Origin of the sequence: Providencia sp. PROV205 (genome assembly GCF_028479505.1) — a bacterium.
Taxonomy (GTDB): domain Bacteria; phylum Pseudomonadota; class Gammaproteobacteria; order Enterobacterales; family Enterobacteriaceae; genus Providencia; species Providencia huaxiensis.
Genome location: NZ_JAMPNU010000021.1, coordinates 1 through 18,825, shown reverse-complemented (window position 1 = coordinate 18,825; position 18,825 = coordinate 1). Strand labels below are relative to the sequence as shown.

At 40.4% G+C, this 18,825-nt stretch carries 15 protein-coding genes; 12 read left to right on the top strand and 3 right to left on the bottom strand.

Features of this window, described 5'->3' with window-relative positions:
* The first annotated feature begins 11 nt into the window (after window positions 1-11).
* Window positions 12-947, top strand: a complete 936-nt coding sequence (fruK, locus tag PR800_RS13260; protein ID WP_102137803.1) for a 1-phosphofructokinase — start codon at window positions 12-14, stop codon at window positions 945-947.
* A 68-nt stretch (window positions 948-1,015) separates the two neighbouring features.
* Here fruK and nfo read toward each other — a convergent pair whose 3' ends face one another.
* Together nfo and PR800_RS13250 are read right to left on the bottom strand one after the other, a co-directional pair.
* Window positions 1,016-1,861, bottom strand: a complete 846-nt coding sequence (gene nfo / locus PR800_RS13255) for a deoxyribonuclease IV (protein WP_102137700.1) — start codon at window positions 1,859-1,861, stop codon at window positions 1,016-1,018.
* A 100-nt stretch (window positions 1,862-1,961) separates the two neighbouring features.
* Window positions 1,962-3,041 (bottom strand): YeiH family protein, encoded by a 1,080-nt coding sequence (locus tag PR800_RS13250; RefSeq protein WP_102137701.1) that lies wholly within the window; start codon window positions 3,039-3,041, stop codon window positions 1,962-1,964.
* A gap of 193 nt (window positions 3,042-3,234) precedes the next feature.
* On the opposite strand from PR800_RS13250, the gene yieE reads away from it, so the two are divergent.
* From yieE to dld, 9 genes are all read left to right on the top strand, one after another.
* On the top strand, window positions 3,235-4,098 hold the full coding sequence (gene yieE, locus PR800_RS13245; RefSeq protein WP_102137702.1) for a DNA-binding transcriptional regulator YeiE: 864 nt from the start codon (window positions 3,235-3,237) through the stop codon (window positions 4,096-4,098).
* Window positions 4,099-4,392: 294 nt separating this feature from the next.
* Entirely contained in the window at window positions 4,393-5,883 is a 1,491-nt protein-coding gene (locus PR800_RS13240; RefSeq protein WP_102137703.1) for an amino acid permease, read from the top strand.
* A gap of 252 nt (window positions 5,884-6,135) precedes the next feature.
* Window positions 6,136-7,272 carry an ABC transporter substrate-binding protein gene (locus PR800_RS13235; RefSeq protein WP_168222847.1) on the top strand — a complete coding sequence of 379 codons (1,137 nt, stop codon included), beginning with the start codon at window positions 6,136-6,138 and terminating at the stop codon, window positions 7,270-7,272.
* Window positions 7,273-7,291: 19 nt separating this feature from the next.
* Window positions 7,292-8,386 carry a FecCD family ABC transporter permease gene (locus PR800_RS13230; protein WP_272531044.1) on the top strand — a complete coding sequence of 365 codons (1,095 nt, stop codon included), beginning with the start codon at window positions 7,292-7,294 and terminating at the stop codon, window positions 8,384-8,386.
* On the top strand, window positions 8,380-9,168 hold the full coding sequence (locus PR800_RS13225) for an ABC transporter ATP-binding protein (protein WP_102137706.1): 789 nt from the start codon (window positions 8,380-8,382) through the stop codon (window positions 9,166-9,168). The genes PR800_RS13230 and PR800_RS13225 overlap by 7 nt, the downstream gene beginning before the upstream one ends.
* A gap of 268 nt (window positions 9,169-9,436) precedes the next feature.
* On the top strand, window positions 9,437-11,419 hold the full coding sequence (locus PR800_RS13220; protein WP_272531042.1) for a ligand-gated channel protein: 1,983 nt from the start codon (window positions 9,437-9,439) through the stop codon (window positions 11,417-11,419).
* Window positions 11,420-11,779: 360 nt separating this feature from the next.
* The gene (locus PR800_RS13215; RefSeq protein ID WP_004253162.1) at window positions 11,780-11,992 is read left to right on the top strand and encodes a hypothetical protein; all 213 of its coding nucleotides are present in this window, start codon (window positions 11,780-11,782) and stop codon (window positions 11,990-11,992) included.
* Entirely contained in the window at window positions 11,982-13,367 is a 1,386-nt protein-coding gene (locus PR800_RS13210) for an APC family permease (RefSeq protein ID WP_102137708.1), read from the top strand. Before PR800_RS13215 ends, PR800_RS13210 begins: the two co-directional genes overlap by 11 nt.
* 275 nt (window positions 13,368-13,642) lie before the next feature.
* Window positions 13,643-15,385, top strand: a complete 1,743-nt coding sequence (dld, locus tag PR800_RS13205; protein ID WP_272531040.1) for a D-lactate dehydrogenase — start codon at window positions 13,643-13,645, stop codon at window positions 15,383-15,385.
* Window positions 15,386-15,453: 68 nt separating this feature from the next.
* Here dld and sbcB read toward each other — a convergent pair whose 3' ends face one another.
* Window positions 15,454-16,893, bottom strand: a complete 1,440-nt coding sequence (sbcB, locus tag PR800_RS13200) for an exodeoxyribonuclease I (protein ID WP_407072563.1) — start codon at window positions 16,891-16,893, stop codon at window positions 15,454-15,456.
* Between the two features lie 167 nt (window positions 16,894-17,060).
* On the opposite strand from sbcB, the gene PR800_RS13195 reads away from it, so the two are divergent.
* Both PR800_RS13195 and tmaR read left to right on the top strand, forming a co-directional pair.
* Window positions 17,061-18,344: an MFS transporter gene (locus tag PR800_RS13195; RefSeq protein WP_272531038.1), complete on the top strand. Its 1,284-nt coding sequence runs from the start codon at window positions 17,061-17,063 to the stop codon at window positions 18,342-18,344.
* Between the two features lie 124 nt (window positions 18,345-18,468).
* A complete protein-coding gene (gene tmaR / locus PR800_RS13190) occupies window positions 18,469-18,801 on the top strand; it encodes a PTS system regulator TmaR (RefSeq protein ID WP_004253179.1) in 333 nt (110 codons plus the stop codon).
* Window positions 18,802-18,825 lie beyond the last annotated feature (24 nt).

Sequence of the window (18,825 nt, the reverse complement as noted above, 5' to 3'; positions counted from 1 at the left end):
GATTAGTGGTTATGACTCGCCGGGTTGCTACAATTACATTAAATCCTGCTTACGACCTTGTGGGCTTATGCTCTACTATCGAAGTTGGTGAAGTCAATTTAGTCAAAACCGCTAGCCTCAATGCGGGTGGTAAAGGTGTCAATGTCGCAAAAGTGCTCCGTGACTTAGGTATTGATATCACTGTTAGTGGTTTTATGGGAAAGGATAACCAAGAAGAATTTCAACATTTTTTCAGTGAAAATGGTATGGCTAATCGCTTTAGCATGGTGCCAGGGCGTACACGAATTAACGTGAAACTTACTGAAAATAACGGGGAATCGACTGATTTCAATTTTTCAGGTTTTGAGGTTAGTAAAGAAGATTGGAACCGCTTCTCGACAGAGTCGCTCAATTGGTTAGGCCATTTCGATATGGTTGTGGTGAGCGGAAGTTTACCGAGTGGTATTGACCCAGAAGAATTTACTCGCTGGATGACTCGCCTTCGCCAATTATGTCCATGTATTATTTTTGATAGTAGCCGAGAAGCTTTGAAGGCAGGTTTAAAAGCATCTCCATGGTTAGTAAAACCTAATCGTCATGAGTTAGAAAGCTGGGTTGGCCGAAAACTTCCTGATTTACAAGAGGTCGTGGCCGCAGCGCATGAATTAAGAGACAAAGGGATTTCCCATGTGGTCATATCGTTAGGGGAAGAAGGGGCCCTTTGGGTTAACGCTTCGGGCTCTTGGCTTGCAAAACCACCCCATTGTGAAGTGATAAGCACTGTTGGTGCCGGTGATTCCATGGTGGCAGGGTTAGCTTATGGGTTACTTAACGGTGAATCCAGTGAGCACACGTTACGTATGGCGACAGCGATTTCCGCGCTATCCGTTTCTCAGCCAGATGTCGGTTTAAAAAATAGAAACAAATTAGCGGATATGATGGCTAAAATTGAAATGAAGTCGTTATAGTACATTAGTTTCAACCAAAACCCCCGCATGATAAATGCAGGGGTTTTTGGTTATTAGAAAGCAAATAATTAGCTATTTTGTTGTGCTTTTAGCCATGCAATTTCTTGCGGCCAAATATCGGGGTTAACAGTTTCTAAAATCAATGGGATACCATCAAAGCGGTCATCTTGCATAATGTAAGTAAATGGAGCAAAGCCAATGTTCCCTTCACCTAAACTATGGTGGCGGTCAACGCGGCTGGCAAATTCACTTTTAGCATCATTCAGGTGCATTCCTTTTAGAAATTCAAATCCAACAATCTCTGCAAATTGGCCGAATGTTTTGTCACAATCTTCGGCTGTGCGTAAGTCATAACCTGCGGCAAATGCGTGGCAAGTATCAATACAAACGCCTACACGGCTTTTATCTTTCACTCCATCAATAATTTTTGCGAGATGTGTAAAGTCAAAGCCCAAGTTAGTCCCTTGGCCGGCCGTATTTTCAATAACTGCAATCACCCCTTCGGTCTCAGCAAGGGCAATATTAATAGATTCAGCAATCCGCGCTAAACAATCGTCAATTTCAATTTTCTTTAAATGACTACCTGGGTGAAAGTTAAGTAAATCAATACCTAATTGTTCGCAGCGTTGCATCTCATCGATAAAAGCGACACGAGATTTCTCTAAAGCTTCAAATTCGGGGTGACCTAGATTGATCAAATAGCTGTCATGAGGAAGGATCTGGTGTTTACCGTACCCATATTTTTTGCAGTTATCTTTAAATTTTTTAATCACGTCTTCGCTTAGTGGCGCAGCTTTCCATTGGCGCTGATTTTTTGTGAATAAAGCAAAAGCGGTTGCATTGATTTCATGTGCGCGAATAACGGCTTGGTCAACGCCACCTGAGGCGCTGACATGTGCTCCAATATATTTCATTTTTGACTCCTTTTTCTTGGAGTATGCCATTAATGAGCAAATAAATGAAATCAACAAAAAAGCCACCAAGTAAGGTGGCTAAAAATGAGGAGAATATATGCTAAAAAATGCTTTGAATCAGTACGTTAATTAGAAGCCCGCCAACAATCAGCCAAACAAATAGAATCAGCGCCATTAATAAGGGTTTAATACCCGCTTGGCGAATAGCACTCACATGGGTCGTTAGTCCTAAAGCCACCATTGCCATAGCGAGTAAAATTGTATCTAACGCAATGATTTGTTGCACTAACACTTGAGGCAGTAAGTTGAGTGAATTAAAACCTGCAACAACAATAAAAAATACAGCGAACCAAGGAATAGTGATTTTGCTTTTTTGGCTATTGGCTGTTTGGTTAGCCGCTGTTTTACGGCTTAAGAAAGCCGATAAAATAATTAGAAAAGGCGCAAGCATCATGACACGGATCATTTTGGCAATGACAGAGGCATTTTCTGCGTCAGTACCAATGGTGTGGCCTGCTGCAACAACCTGTGCAACTTCATGCACGGTTGAACCAATATAAATCCCAAAAGTTTCTTCTGTTGCTGGAAACCAGCCGAAGTGCGCATTTAATTGGTAAATCCAAGGGTAAACAAAGATACAAATCGTACCAAAGATAACAACGGTTGAAACAGCAACAGCGACTTTACTCGCAGAAGCTTTAACGACAGGTTCGGTTGCCATGACGGCAGCTGCACCACAAATACTACTGCCTGCGCCAATTAACAATGTTGTTTCTTCATCAAGACCGAACACTTTTTTACCTAGCCAATATGCTAATAAAAATGTCGATGTTAATGTTAAAGCATCAATAATTACCCCAGTTGCTCCTACGTCAGTGATCTGCTGGAAAGTAAGGCGAAAGCCATACAAGATAATACCAGCGCGTAGGAAATAGTGTTTGGCAAATTTAGTACCAGCATCACAAGATCGACTGGCTACGGGGTAAAAAGTATTCCCTACAATAATTCCTAATAATATTGCGAGGGTTAATGCACCTAAACCGATATCCATAAACCAGGGTTGGTCACCTAGGTAAATTGCAATAGCAGTTAGAATACCCGCTAAAATAATGCCTGGTATGAGTTTAAATATAGGGCTTAGGCTATTTTGCTCAAGGGTGTTGGTGTCACTTTTATTCATGATAATACTCTTTATTACCGCTTATAAGATTTAGTAATAAGGATATAACAAAAGCAATAATAATTTAAATTGATTATCTTTATATAATCTACCACCAAAATAGATTATAAGTTTCTTCTGGAATATTGCGAATAAATCGTTAATATTAACATTATTATTACAAATACTAAAAATCACGTTGGGGCTTACCTTTATGCGAATTACTCTTAGGCAACTTGAGGTTTTTACGGAAGTATTAAAAAGTGGCTCCACGACGCAAGCATCTCAGCTATTAGCGCTTTCACAGTCGGCTGTCAGTGCGTCGCTAACGGATTTAGAAGGTCAACTAGGTGTTCAATTATTTGACCGTGTGGGTAAACGACTTGTTACGAATGAGCACGGAAGGCTGCTTTATCCCAAAGCTTTAGCATTATTAGAGCAAGGGCTAGAGGTCGAGCAATTATTTAAAAAAGAGATGGGAGCTGTGCGTCTTGCTGCCAGTACGACGATTGGTAATTATATTTTACCGGAAGTCTTAGCGGGTTATCGTCATGACCACCCAGATATTCCTTTAGAGCTTTTTATCAGTAACACAGAAGAGATCATTAAATCCGTTATGGAGTTTAGAGCGGACGTTGGGTTAATTGAAGGCGTTTGCCATAGCCCTGAGTTAATTTCTAAAGCATGGTTAAAAGATGAACTCGTTATTTTTGTTTCACCTCAAAACCCATTAGCGAATAAAAGCGTCTCTTTAAAAGATTTACGTGATGCTCCTTGGATCTTGCGTGAAAGGGGCTCTGGTACGCGGGATGTCCTTGACCAACTATTATTTGCACATCTTCCCGGCTTTCATATTTTGATGGAGCTTGGAAATTCAGAAGCTATCAAACATGCCGTTCGATATGGAATAGGTATAAGCTGTTTATCACGCCGAGTGATCGAAGAGCAATTAGAGAATGGGACTTTAGTTGAGTTAAAAATAGACGAACTTCATTTAGAAAGAACGCTATATTTGATTTATCACCGCCAAAAGCATATTTCGAGTGCGATTACTAATTTGTTGTCATATTGTCACTAAAAAACTCTCGTTACCTTTTAGTCCGTTGCGTTGTTGGCTGCATTCGATTACCCAAGCCACATGCCAATCATTTGCCGCCTCGCAACGGGCTAAAGCCTTCAGAGGAATAACTACGTTAAGTTTTTTCTAAGATTTTAAAGAAACAATATTCGATCTTGGGTAATAACGCGTTTTACTTATAATTTTATGTGAATTATGAAGGTATCTTATAACAGTGAAGAGTTGCTTAGTTCTCACAGCCTATTTTGCTAGAATCCATGCGATATTAGCTGAATAATAAAATGCAGGGAACAAATGTCAGAACAACATACCAATACTATCTCGCAGGGCGGCCCACAAAAACTACGCCGTGAGTTAAAGGCACGCCATCTTGCGATGATTGCTATCGGTGGGTCCATCGGTACCGGTTTATTCGTTGCATCCGGTGCAACGGTTGCACAAGCAGGCCCCGGTGGAGCACTCCTTTCTTATGCTATCATTGGCTTAATGGTCTATTTTTTGATGACCAGTTTGGGCGAGTTAGCCGCTTATATGCCTGTTTCAGGCTCATTTGCAACCTATGGTGCAAAATATGTCGATGAAGGTTTTGGTTTCGCACTAGGGTGGAACTACTGGTACAACTGGGCTGTGACTATTGCCGTTGACTTAGTTGCCGCTCAGTTGGTGATGACCTACTGGTTCCCAGATACTCCCGGTTGGATTTGGAGCGCAATCTTCCTTGCCATTATTTTCTTACTGAATTTCATCTCTGTTAAAGGGTTTGGTGAAGCGGAATACTGGTTCTCATTAATAAAAGTCACCACGGTCGTTATTTTTATTATCGTCGGGGTATTAATGATTTTTGGCATCATGAATGGTGCAGAGAATGCAGGATGGCATAATTGGGAAATTGGTGATGCACCTTTTGCTGGTGGTTTCTCAGCGATGATTGGTGTGGCAATGATCGTTGGTTTCTCATTCCAAGGTACTGAATTAATTGGTATTGCTGCGGGTGAGTCGAAAGATCCTGCCAAAAATATTCCAAAAGCAGTGCGCAAAGTATTTTGGCGTATACTGTTATTCTATATCTTCGCAATCTTAATTATTAGTTTGATCATTCCTTATACTGACCCAAGTTTACTGCGTAATGATGTCAAAGATATTAGTGTCAGTCCATTTACCTTAGTATTTGAAAATGCAGGCCTATTATCCGCAGCAGCAGTGATGAATGCGGTTATCTTAACGGCAGTATTATCGGCAGGTAACTCGGGTATGTACGCATCAACGCGTATGTTGTATACCTTAGCGCGTGAAGGCAAAGCGCCGCGCATTTTCGCCCGTTTATCTAAAGGGGGCGTACCGCGTTATGCATTGTTAGCAACAACAGTTGTTGCGGGATTGTGTTTCTTAAGTTCTATGTTTGGAAACCAGACGGTGTACCTGTGGCTATTAAATACATCCGGGATGACAGGGTTTATTGCTTGGTTAGGTATTGCAATTAGCCATTATCGTTTCCGTAGAGGCTATATTGCACAAGGGAAAGATCTTAATGATTTACCTTATCGTTCAGGTTTCTTCCCAATTGGCCCTATTTTTGCCTTTATTTTGTGTTTAACAATTACATTAGGCCAAAATTACCAAGCCTTTTTAGAAGATAAAATTGATTGGGTAGGGGTTACTGCAACTTATATTGGTCTCCCATTATTTTTAGCGATTTGGTTTGGCTATAAGATAGCGAAGAAAACTACGTTTATTCGCTATAAAGACATGAGCTTTCCAAGTTACCGCGAAAATTTAGATAAATAATTTTTTAAAATACTTATCATGAAAACAGCACTCTTTATAGGGTGCTGTTTTTTTATATATAGCGCTGGCAATAAAGTGGTATTTTGGCGGTAAAATATGCTGAATGCTTGGCTTTACGATGGTGGTCACAGAATTCCATTGATGAAAGTCATGATTAAACTAATAATCGTATTGATAAGTATTCTTATTTGCTTTATTGTTACCGCATAAAAAAAAGGTAAGTCAATGAGGTTAATAGTGGAGCTTAATACTATGTCGTCGGTAGCCAAGAAGTCTGTAGCTAGGTCGGTAGTAAAAGGGATAAGTTTAGCGTTATTAGCAAGTGCCAGTATGAGTGCTTGGGCTGCAACAGTCACTGATATTGCAGGTCGTACAGTTGAAGTTCCTGATAATGTTAATCGCATTTTATTAGGTGAGGGACGCCTATTTAGTGCAATAGCTCTGCTGGAAGGTGATAAACCTATTGACCGAATTGTGGGTTGGCAAGGTGACCTTCGAAAACTAGACCCACAAACCTACGCTGCTTATAAAGCTAAATTTCCTGAAATTGATAATATTCCACTGATTGGTAATACCAGCGCAGATAGCGTCAGTTCAGAAAAAGTATTAACCCTAAATCCAGATATCGCGATTTTTGGTTTGTCAGGCCATGGGCCGGGTAAAAATAGCGAATTAGTTAACCAGCTTGAAAAAGCGGGAGTGCCTGTCGTATTCGTGGATTTCCGTGATAAGCCACTGGAAAATACATTGCCAAGTATGCGTTTACTTGGCAAAGCGTTAAATCGTGAACAGGCAGCAAATAAGTATGTCGATTTTTATGAAAGAAACCAAAAGTTAGTCACTGATATTACCTCTAAAATACCAGACGATAAAAAACCCAGTGTTTTTATCGAATTACGCGCGGGAGCCTTTGAAGACTGCTGTGGTACCGCTGGTGATGGGAATATGGGGAACTTTATTGATTTAGCTGGTGGTAAAAATATTGCTAAAGGCGTTTTACCGGGTGCACTTGGTACGATGAATTTAGAGAAAATCATTGCTGCAGACCCAAGTATTTACATTGCATCTGGTGCAAAAGCACCGGGAAGTAAAGATGCAGGCGTTCAATTAGGGGCACAAAGCACATTAACTGATGCAAAAGAAAGCCTGAAAAAAATTACTGAACGTAAAGGAATTAGCGCGTTATCAGCCATAAAAGATAAGCAAGATTATGCTATTTGGCACAATTACTATAACTCTCCGTACAATGTAATTGCGACGCAAGTTTTCGCTAAGTGGTTCTATCCAGAACAATTTACCGACCTTGAGCCGCAAAAAACGCTGGAGCAATTACATAGAGAGTTTCTCGCCATTGAGCCAACAGGTGTATATTGGGTCAGCGAAAAGTAATGAAAACGGGTAAGAATTGATGAGTATTACGAGCGAGCCAATAGTTGCGGCCGAAAAAGCAGCGATTCAGGCTGACGATAATGTAAAAATACATTATCAAAATATGTTACGTCGTCGGTTGACATGGCTAGCAGTCATCGTTGCGGCAATTTTATTATCACTGGTTATTGATTTTACTTTAGGGCCATCAGGCTTATCTCTTGAGCGTTTATGGCAAACGTTGGTGATCCCAGAGGCCGTTGATGCAGGGACACGCGTCATCGTATGGGATATTCGCCTGCCATATGCGTTGATGGCAGTGGTGATTGGCATGTCATTAGGGCTTGCTGGCGCAGAGATGCAAACGATCCTCAATAACCCGTTAGCGAGCCCATTTACGTTAGGGGTCTCTAATGCAGCGGCTTTTGGTGCCGCATTAGCGATTGTCTCTGGCATTGCAATTCCAGGTGTGCCTGACCAATGGGTGATATCAGCGAATGCCTTTATTTTTGCGTTGTTAGCCGCTTTGATGTTAGACGCAGTAACCCGTTGGACGCGCGTAGCAACTTCAGGTGTCGTATTGTTTGGTATTGCTCTCGTGTTCACCTTTAATGCATTGGTTTCTATGATGCAATTCATCGCGACGGAAGATACCTTGCAAGGTTTAGTCTTTTGGACGATGGGGAGTTTATCAAAAGCAACTTGGGTAAAACTGGGTGTGATGGCGCTAGTGTTCGCACTTATTTTCCCGATTGCCATGATGAGCTCATGGAAACTGACGGCTTTAAGGTTGGGCGAGGACAGGGCAATCAGTTTTGGTATTGATGTGCGTCGTTTAAGGCTAACAACGTTATTGCGTATTAGTATTTTATCGGCTTTAGCGGTGGCATTTGTTGGCCCTATTGCTTTTATTGGTTTAGTCGCACCGCATATTGCAAGGTTGATTTTTGGTGAAGATCACCGTTTTTATCTACCAGCAAGTGCATTAATTGGGGCGTTAATTTTATCAATGGCGTCAATTGCGTCGAAGAATATTATTCCTGGTGTGATTATTCCTGTTGGGATTGTGACATCATTAGTGGGGGTACCGTTCTTTTTAAGCATTATTTTACGTCATAGAGGGAACGTATCATGAGTGGCCTGATTATTAATCAATTTAATGCAGGCTACCCAAAACGCCCGGTGATTGAGAATTTATCGACGGACATTTTGCCTCGCGGCAAGATCACGGTATTACTTGGGCCTAATGGCAGTGGTAAATCCACGTTGTTGCGTTCGCTGGCGGGTCTAAATAAGGCAACAGGGCAGTTGTTGCTTGATGGTTTGGATTTAACCCAACAGAGTTTTGCCCAGCGGGCACAAAATGTGGTGTATTTACCGCAAACGTTACCTGCTGGTGTGCACCTGTATGTTCTCGAGTCTGTTATTGTTGCTCAACGTGCTTCAGGCGGTTTAAGCAATGAAAACAGTAAAGACGAAGTGATGGGGTTATTACGCCAATTGGGTATTGAACATTTGGCGTTAAGTTATTTAGACCAACTTTCAGGTGGGCAAAAACAATTAGTCGGTTTGGCTCAATCTTTAATTCGTCAACCCAACTTATTGTTATTAGATGAACCGTTAAGTGCATTGGATTTGAATTACCAATACCATGTGATGGATTTAGTGGCGAAAGAAACCAAACGCCGAAATATAATCACGGTTGTGGTTGTTCATGATATTAATATTGCGCTTAAACATGCAGAACACATATTAATGTTGAAACAGGGTAATTTAATTGCACAAGGTGAACCCGCAGAGGTCATTACACCCGAAAGCCTTGCTGAGGTTTATGGTGTACGCGGTCGCATCGAACGTTGTTCGCAAGGTGTTCCACAAGTCCTGATTGATGGGCTGGTTGATAAACTGGCGAGTTAATATCACTAAGCAAATGATGTGCTTGCAGTACACAGCAAGCACATCAAATAAAATAATAGGAAACAATATTCAAAAATAAACAAATTAAATATTAATTAATAGTAATTACCCACAGGAAATTTAATTGAATTATATAATGGTTTTTTACCATGAATTTCTTATGGGTATTTAAATGCCTAAATAATAAAAATGATATTTTTGATTCAATGAAATCAATGTGAGCAAATCAATTCATATATAAAACAAAATATCTCTTGGAGAGTTGGGAATGGTTGTTTTTAATAAAAGAAAAGTGGCAATTAGCATAATTGCGGCTATCGCTGCGGCACCTGCATTTGCTGATGACAGTAAAGATAAAATCTATGTTACAACCGCATCAGGTTATCAACAGAAAATTGAAGATGCACCTGCGTCTATTTCTGTAGTAACTCGCGAACAACTCGAAACTAAAGCTTATCGTGATGTAACTGACGCATTAAAAGATGTACCGGGTGTTTTGGTCACCGGTGGCGGCAGTAGCTCTGATATTAGCATCCGTGGTATGGATGCAAAATACACCATGATTTTAATCGATGGTAAACGTGTAGATACACGCAGCACTCGTCCAAATAGTGACGGTTCTGGTATTGAGCAAGGTTGGTTACCGCCATTACCTGCGATTGAGCGTATTGAAGTGGTACGCGGCCCAATGTCATCGCTGTACGGTTCAGATGCGATGGGTGGGGTTATCAATATTATCACTCGTCGTGTGCAACAAGAGTGGACGACCAGTTTACGAGCAGATGCCACAATTACAGAACGCAAAAATTCAGGTAATACAGGGCAAGGCAGTTTCTATACCTCTGGTCCATTAATTGATGGTTTGTTAGGTGTAAAACTACAAGGCCAGTATTCACATCGTGGTGAAGATAAAATCATTAATGGTTTTAACCGCCAAATCATGGCAAGTGGTGGAGCAACGGTATCGTTAACTCCAGATGACAAAAATACCTTCGATGCAGAGTTCAAACGTGATAACCAACACCGTGATGACCGTGAAGGTTATACCAGCAAAAGAGGTGATGGTAGCGGTTTTAGCAAATATGAATTGACTCATATGGCATTAACCCATACGGGTATTTATGATATTGCATCAACAGATACCTATGTTCAATACGATGAGACAAAAAACCCAGGCCGTAAAATGACGGCTGAAGACCTTGTTTTCCGTAATCAAAGTGTCTTTTTACTGGGTGATCATAGTTTAAGTATCGGCGGTCAATATCGTAAAGAGAAGTTGAAAGACGAAGGTAATAAATTTAAACAGTATAATCAGCTTGAACGATATAGCTGGGCGTTATTTGCAGAAGATGAATGGTTAATGACTAATGATTTTGCATTAACGGGTGGCCTTCGTATGGATAAAGACGAAAACTATGGTTCACACTGGACTCCGCGTCTGTATGGTGTATGGCATGCTGATGAACAATGGACGATTAAAGGTGGGGTAACTACAGGTTATAAAGCACCAAGCTTGCGCGAATCGTCCGCAAACTGGGGACAAGCAACAGGCGGTGGTGCAGGAAATGCCGTTATTTATGGTAATCCTGATTTGAAACCAGAGAAAAGTATTACTGAAGAAATTGGTGTTATTTGGAATAACCAAGATAATATTACCGCAGGGATAACTATCTATAACACTGACTTTAAAGATAAAATTACTGAAGTTAGGCGTTGTGAAGAAAATAGTAGCACAGTAAGAGCATGTACAGTAGCTCAAGATGGTGAAGGTGATAAACCTGGAAAACCATATCGTTTTATTAGTGACAAAGCAAACGTTGATAAAGCAAGAATGCGCGGTGTTGAACTAACTTTCAACTGGCGTATTGTGGATGACTTAAGCTTCGCAGCTAACTACACCTATACCGATACTGAACAAAAAAGTGGTGTAAATAAAGGTAAGCCATTAAATAAACAGCCTAAACATATGGCTAATTCCACACTGACATGGCAAACCACTGAAGATTTAGAAACGTGGACGCGTATGAATTTCCGTGGTAAAACCTCTGAGTACCAAGGCCGTGGACAAAAAATGTCAAGTGGTACAGCATCTTATGCTTTATTTGATTTAGGTGCGAGTTATCAGCTTAACAAGAATGCGAACATTGTTGGTGGTGTCTATAACGTCTTAGATCGCCGTATCGATAATGCGACTTACGGTGCTGAATTAGAAGGCCGTCGTTACAATATCGGTATCAACTACAACTTCTAATCGAAAATACTATCTCGATTAACCCAAACCCTTTGGCTCTCACCAGAGGGTTTTTTGTTGATTAAAACCTGATAAAAATCATAAGAAAAAGAACTTATAAGCAGATATGGCAAAAAGTCAGAAATAATCAAAATTTCTCATGGGAAATAGGGTGATTTGTTAACAATTTAGCTTGCTATTTCGAGTTATGGCGTGCAAAATGCGCGAACTAAAAAATAACTGATGCTTAATTAAATAAAGCATCGGTTTTTTTGTTTTTAGGAACGTTCATTCTAGCGGGGCCGGACATAGAGCCGGAGAGATAATTTTAATATTTACGTGTAGCAAACATTTTTCGCTACCGATTTGAGGAATGCTTTTATGGCTTACTTTTTCGCATTCGCAGCAGGGCCAGGCGCTGGCGGCTGCCGTATCGATGACTACGGGGCTCTCGGTGGCTTCGCTCACACGCCTTTCTCCCTTTCTTCGTTTTTCTCTGCCTATAGGCAGATGCAAAGTCTTCCCAGTAACTGTCGATTAAGCCGAAGTAGTATGCAATCGAAAGTTATGGGAGGGCTTAGACGTGCAAAATAATACGCCAATTCCATTAGACATCGGTCACAATCAAACGGGTGCGAATAACCGCGTACAACTTGCAAAAACCTTAACATTGGTGCAAGTGGTAATGATTGGTATTGCATATATCCAGCCAATGACGATATTTGATACCTTCGGAATGGTATCAGATAAAACCGGTGGACATGTTCCAACTTCATACATTATTGCACTTGCTGCGATACTGTTTACTGCACTGAGCTACGGCAAATTGGTGAAACGTTTCCCATCAGCCGGTTCAGCGTATACTTATGCCCAAAAATCCATGAGCCCACACATTGGCTTCTTGGTGGGCTGGACATCATTGTTGTCCTATATTTTTATGCCAATGATCAACATCTTATTGGCTAAAATCTATTTACAAGATATTTTCCCTAATGTAGAACCTGCAATCTTCGTTGTTGGGCTGGTTATTTTAATGACTGCAGCCAACTTACGTGGGATTAACGTGATTGCAAACTTAAGTACCGTCATTGCTATTATTCAAGTGGGTGTCATGGTGGTGTTTACAGGGCTTGTGATCCACGGTGTTTCTAACGGTGAAGGAACGGGAGAAATCTGGACTTTTAACCCATTTGCTAATGAAAAAACGGAAATGATCCCACTCATTGCTGGGGCAACAATCCTCTGTTTCTCATTCTTAGGTTTTGACGGGTTAAGTTCACTCTCAGAAGAAACACCGAATGCCGGTAAAGTTATTCCTCGTGCTATTTTCTTAACTGCGTTAATCGGTGGGGTTATCTTTATTACTGTTTCGTTCTTCTTACAGCAATACTTCCCTGATGTATCACGCTTTAAGAATATAAACGAAACACAACCAGATATTATGCGTTTTGTCGCTGGTACATTCTTCCAGTCAATCATTCTGGTGTTCTCATGTGTTACCGTATTAGCATCAGGCATGGCCGCTCATGCAGGTAGTGCGCGTTTAATGTATGTGATGGGACGTGATGGGGTATTCCCAGAAAAAGTCTTTGGCTACGTAAGCCCAACATGGCGCACCCCGGCATACAACGTATTACTGGTTGGTTTCTTGGCATTAGGCGCTATCTGGTTTGAAATGGATTTTGCGACAGCATTAATTAACTTTGGTGCGCTAATTGCGTTCACCTTCGTGAATATTTCTGTCATTAGCCAATTCTTTATTCGTGAACGTCGAATGACTGGCTTCAAAAATATCCTAAACTACTTGATCCTGCCTGTTATTGGTACGCTAACAGTGTGTGTGTTATGGCTGAATATTGAAGAAGACTCAATGGTTTATGGGTTGATCTGGACAGCAGTTGGTTTGGTCTATATGGCGGTGCTGACACGCATGTTTAAGCGGCCTATGCCGCAGATGAGCGACGTATAGTTCTTCATAATTCTTCCTATTTCGCGCCGTAGCTGCGTTTTGCTCGGCGCCTTGCTACAACACGAACTATTTTGAATATACTGAAAAATTCGATTTTGAATATGTTCAGAATTAGATTTAAAAATAGCGCCCTTGAGGCGCTATTTTTTTACCCGTTAAGAATTATTTAAGATAAAGCGTGTAGCCTATTAACATCATAATATTATGTGATATTGTTGTTACAACACATAATGTATAACTATGATAATTACGTATTCGATTAATAAGGCACGCAAATGAATGATGCAAAGAAACCTGAGAATCAACGGTTATTACTGACGCTTAGGAATATTGTTGGCAAAAAAAATATTTTAACAGAGCCGCATAAAACAGAACGTTATCGTAAAGGCTTCCGCTCTGGTATGGGCGATGCAATCGCAGTTGTATTTCCAACAACATTGCTCGAACAGTGGTATGTCTTCAAGGCGTGTGTTGAAGCAGACAAAATTGTGCTGATGCAAGCGGCTAATACAGGGTTAACCGAAGGGTCAACTCCGAGTGGTTATGATTATGATCGCGATATCGTCATCATTAGCACCTTGAAACTAAACCAAATTCAAGTTTTACCGGAGTTTAATCAAGTTGTTGCGATGCCGGGAAGTACTTTGTACGATCTGGAAAAAATTCTAAAACCATTAGGGCGTGAGCCGCACTCTTTGATTGGCTCTTCATGTATTGGTGCCTCGGTTGTTGGTGGTATTTGTAACAGTTCTGGTGGTTCATTGGTGCGCAGAGGTCCTGCCTATACTGAACTTGCTCTCTATGGCCGAGTGAATGATGATGGCAAAGTAGAGCTTGTCAATCACCTCGGTATTGATTTGGGGAATACGCCAGAAGAGATACTGACGAATTTACAAAATCGTGGTTATAGCAGCGAAGACGTGCAAGTGAGCGATAAACTAGCGTCTGACCATGAATATGCAGAACGTGTTCGTGATGTTGATGCAGACACACCGTCACGTTTCAATGCGGATGAACGGCGCCTATTTGAAGCGTCAGGGTGCGCTGGCAAATTAGCGGTATTTGCTGTTCGCTTAGATACCTTCCCTGCAGATAAAAAAACACAAGTATTTTATATTGGTTCTAACAATCCAGATGTTTTGGAAGATATACGTCGCTATATTCTGAGTGAGTTTAAAAACCTGCCAGTAGCGGGGGAATATATGCATCGTGGTTGCTTCGATATTGCAGAGGTTTATGGTAAAGACACCTTTTTAATGATTGATAAATTCGGCACTGACAAAATGCCAATGTTTTTCACTATTAAAGGGCGTATTGATGCAGTATTAAATAAAGTCCCATTCCTACCATCAAATCTGATTGACCGTACCATGCAGGTTCTCAGTAAATTATGGCCTTCCCACTTACCGCCTCGTATGAAAGAGTTCCGTGATCGTTATGAACACCATTTAATGTTGAAAATGGCTGGAGACGGCATTGATGAAGCTAAAGTTTGGCTAAAATCTTATTTTTCAAACGCAGATGGTGGCTATTTTGAATGTACGCCAGAAGAGGGTGCGAAAGCATTTTTACACCGTTTTGCTGCTGCGGGTTCTGCGGTTCGTTATCATGCTGTTCACAACAAAGATGTGGAAGATGTTTTACCCCTTGATATCGCATTACGTCGTAATGATAGAAACTGGTTTGAAACATTACCACCAGAAATTGAAAAGCTATTAGTTCATAAATTATATTGTGGTCACTTTATGTGCCATGTTATGCATCAGGATTATGTATTGAAGAAAGGTGTAGATCCGAAAGAGCTAAAAGAAAAAATGTTAGCGTTATTAGATGAAAGAGGCGCTCAATACCCTGCAGAGCATAACGTAGGGCATTTGTATAAAGCCCCTGAACAACTGAAATCGTTCTATAAGCAATCTGACCCAACAAACACAATGAACCCAGGTTTAGGTAAAACAACTAAATGGAAAAATTGGGAAGGAGATTGTGGCTGTGGTCATACTCATGACCAGCAATAAACTCGCTATATAAATGAAGTAAGGCAGATATTGGGAATAGTACAATATCTGCCTTTTTTATTGATAAATTAACTGGCGAGATCTCTCGCATAATTAATCAATGCTTTTAATTGCTGACAACGCTTTTCATCATGTTGATGTTCTACAAGTAGTTGCTGTATTTGTTGCATATAGTCTGTTAAACGTTCTTCATTAAAGTAATCCCTACGGTGCTGTAACCAGCGTTGCTGCTCATCATAAGATAGCGTCGCAGGGTAATTACGTGCTTTATAGCGAAAGAACAGTTCTTTCATACGTTTATCTTCAAAACTTAATTCCAATGCAGGCAAGTTTTGTGGGGATGTCTCACGAATAATATCCATAGTTGAGCGGTCAGAAGGACTGAAAAAGCCATTATAAATTTGTGTATCGACATCATCTGACTCTGCGAATACTTGAGGCTCGCTAAATAACTCAATTAATTTGTTACGAATGTCAGGAGCCTTGCGTAAGGTTTCCAAATTGCGCATACACAAGTCACGGTCAACACCGGTTCGCTGCGCGTCTTCTGGCCGCAGAGTTTTCTCTGGCGCTAAAATAGGGCACTTATTAATATGCACTAACTTTACAGGAACAGGGGACTCGCCAGCCAGTTCGGCTTTAGGTGTATATAAACGAGTACGTAACTGTTGAACATCTAACTCAATTAATGGTGAGATATCGGCAGATAAATCACACATAATGACGGCATTTTTGTTGTCAGGGTGCCAAGCAAGAGGCGCAACTAAACTAACATAAGAACGCAATGCGCCAAACATACCAGACACATGAACTAATGGCGTTATTTCTACAATATCAATAAGTTGGCTTATTTTGTTTTTATTTCTTAACTGATAGAAATAGTCGAACATCCGCGGTTGAGCAGCTTTCAACAGTTTTGCCATGTTAATAGTGGCTAAAACGTCAGACATTGCATCGTGAGCATTTTCATGAGCAACCCCATTTGCTTTGGTCAAATGTTCTAAGCGCATACTTGGTAGGCCATCTTCATTTTCTGGCCATTGCATACCTTCAGGGCGAAGTGCAAAACAGGCACGCAGAGTGTCGAGTAAATCCCAACGTGAATTTCCTTGTTGCCAGCTATAAGCATATGGGTCGTAAAAATTTCGATAAAAAATATTACGGGTAACTTCATCATCGAAACGGATATTGTTGTAACCCATAATACAGGTATTAGGGACACTAAAAGCTGCATGAATTCGTTTAGCAAACTCGGCTTCATTAACGCCTTGAGATAATGCCACCTGTGGGGTGATCCCTGTGATCATGACGGCTTCAGGCTGTGGTAAATAATCATCAGCCGGAGCGCAATAAAAAACCTCAGGTTCTTCAATGATATTAAAATCAAGGTCGGTACGAACGCCGGCAAATTGTGCAGGCCTATCGAGAGCAGGGCGTTTACCAAAGGTTTCATAGTCATGAATAAAGAATGAAGGTTGTTTTTTATTATCTTGCAACGTTTTCACCATTTTGATGGTTATATAATAGGTTGATAGTGGTTAATTTATTGGTATCACTATACATTGTTGATTAATGATACCTTATCTACTGTGAAAGCTAAACCAACGCTATCTGATATTGAGCGAGTGAGATTGATAGCTGCTTAATCAGGATAATTTTTGGCAGGTGATGAAATATGGAGCGTGGGTCAAGACAGTATTATGCCTCTTTGAGTGCATTATTGTTTTTTTTCTTTTTCACGTGGTCATCAATATTTTCTGTCGTCGCAATTTGGCTGCGTAAATATGTTGGCTTAGATGGTGCAGATACGGGGTTTATTTTCTCTTGTATTTCAATTGTGGCGCTTTGCGCACAGCCACTTTATGGATTTATACAGGACAAATTAGGATTACGAAAAAATTTACTGCTATTTATTGCTGTACTGCTGATTTTATCTGGGCCATTTTTTATGGTTTTCGGTACGTTGCTAAAATGGAATGTATTTTTAGGCAGTGTTATTGGCGGTTTGTTTATTGGTATGACATTTCACGCAGGGATAGGTGTTCTTGAGTCTTATACTGAGCGGGTCAGCCGATTATGCAATTTTGAATATGGTAAAGCGAGGATGTGGGGCTCATTGGGTTGGGCGACTGCAACGTTTTTTGCTGGAAGTAATATTAACGTAAACCCCGACTACAATTTTATTATGGCAACCGTTTCAGGCTTATTATTTTTAGTTATTTTATTGAAATTAAAAACAGTAAATACGGATGCTTATAATAGTCTTGAACACGGTAAGCCTTCCGTCATAACGGTGAAAGATGCTTTACAATTATTTGTGCAGCCTCAATTTTGGGCTTTAATATTATTTGTATTTGGAACCTGCATATACAGCGTCTATGACCAGCAATTTATGGTGTATTTTGTTCATCAGTTCCAAAGTGAACAACTAGGTAATGAGATGTACGGTTATCTAAATTCATTGCAGGTTTTCTTAGAGGCGGGAGGCATGTTCATAGCGCCATTTATCGTCAACCGCATCGGTGCTAAAAATGGGTTATTATTTGCGAGTTCAGTCATGGCGTTACGGATTATTGGTTCAGGCTTAGCTGATGGCGCAATTATGATATCGATAATGAAGTTACTGCATGCCGTTGAACTCCCAATTCTTTTAGTCGCAATTTTTAAATATAACAGTCTTCATTTTGATAAGCGTTTGTCATCGACACTTTATTTAGTTGGCTTTAGTTGCATGAGTTCTGTCGTTGCAAGTCTTTTTTCCCCATTAGCAGGCTGGGGGTATGATAAAATTGGTTTTGCTCATACCTATCTCGTTATGGGTACATTTGTGATTATTACGACAATATTATCTGCATTTTGTCTCAGAGGTGATGGCGCTGGTGATCCAGAAATCAAAGGGCAAGATCAGATAAATAAATTTTATGAAGGTCACTCCGAAAATTTGGACGTAAAAGTATAAAGTGAAATCAATTTTCAGCGGAATAATTTGATAAATATGCGAAACGGGCTTGTAACACGATAGGATTAGAATGTATTGTGTTAATAGATAATGCGTTTTGAATATTGACTAGAGGGTTTTAAACATGGACAACGCTAACAAGCCGTCTTTCCAAAATGTTCTGGAATTTGTGCGTATGTTTCGTCGCAAAAATAAAATTCGTCGTGAAATTACCGACAATGAGAAAAAAATTCGTGATAACCAGAAGCGTGTTTTACTGCTGGATAACTTGAGTGAATATATAAAACCAGGCATGTCGATTGAAGATATTCAGGCAATTATTGCGAACATGCGTAGCGATTATGATGATCGCGTCGATGATTATATTATTAAGAACGCAGAGCTTTCTAAAGAGCGTCGTGAAATATCTAAAAAACTCAAAGAAATGGGCGAATTGCCTCGTATCGATGTGAAGTAATGAATTCATAAAGCTGAGATAACT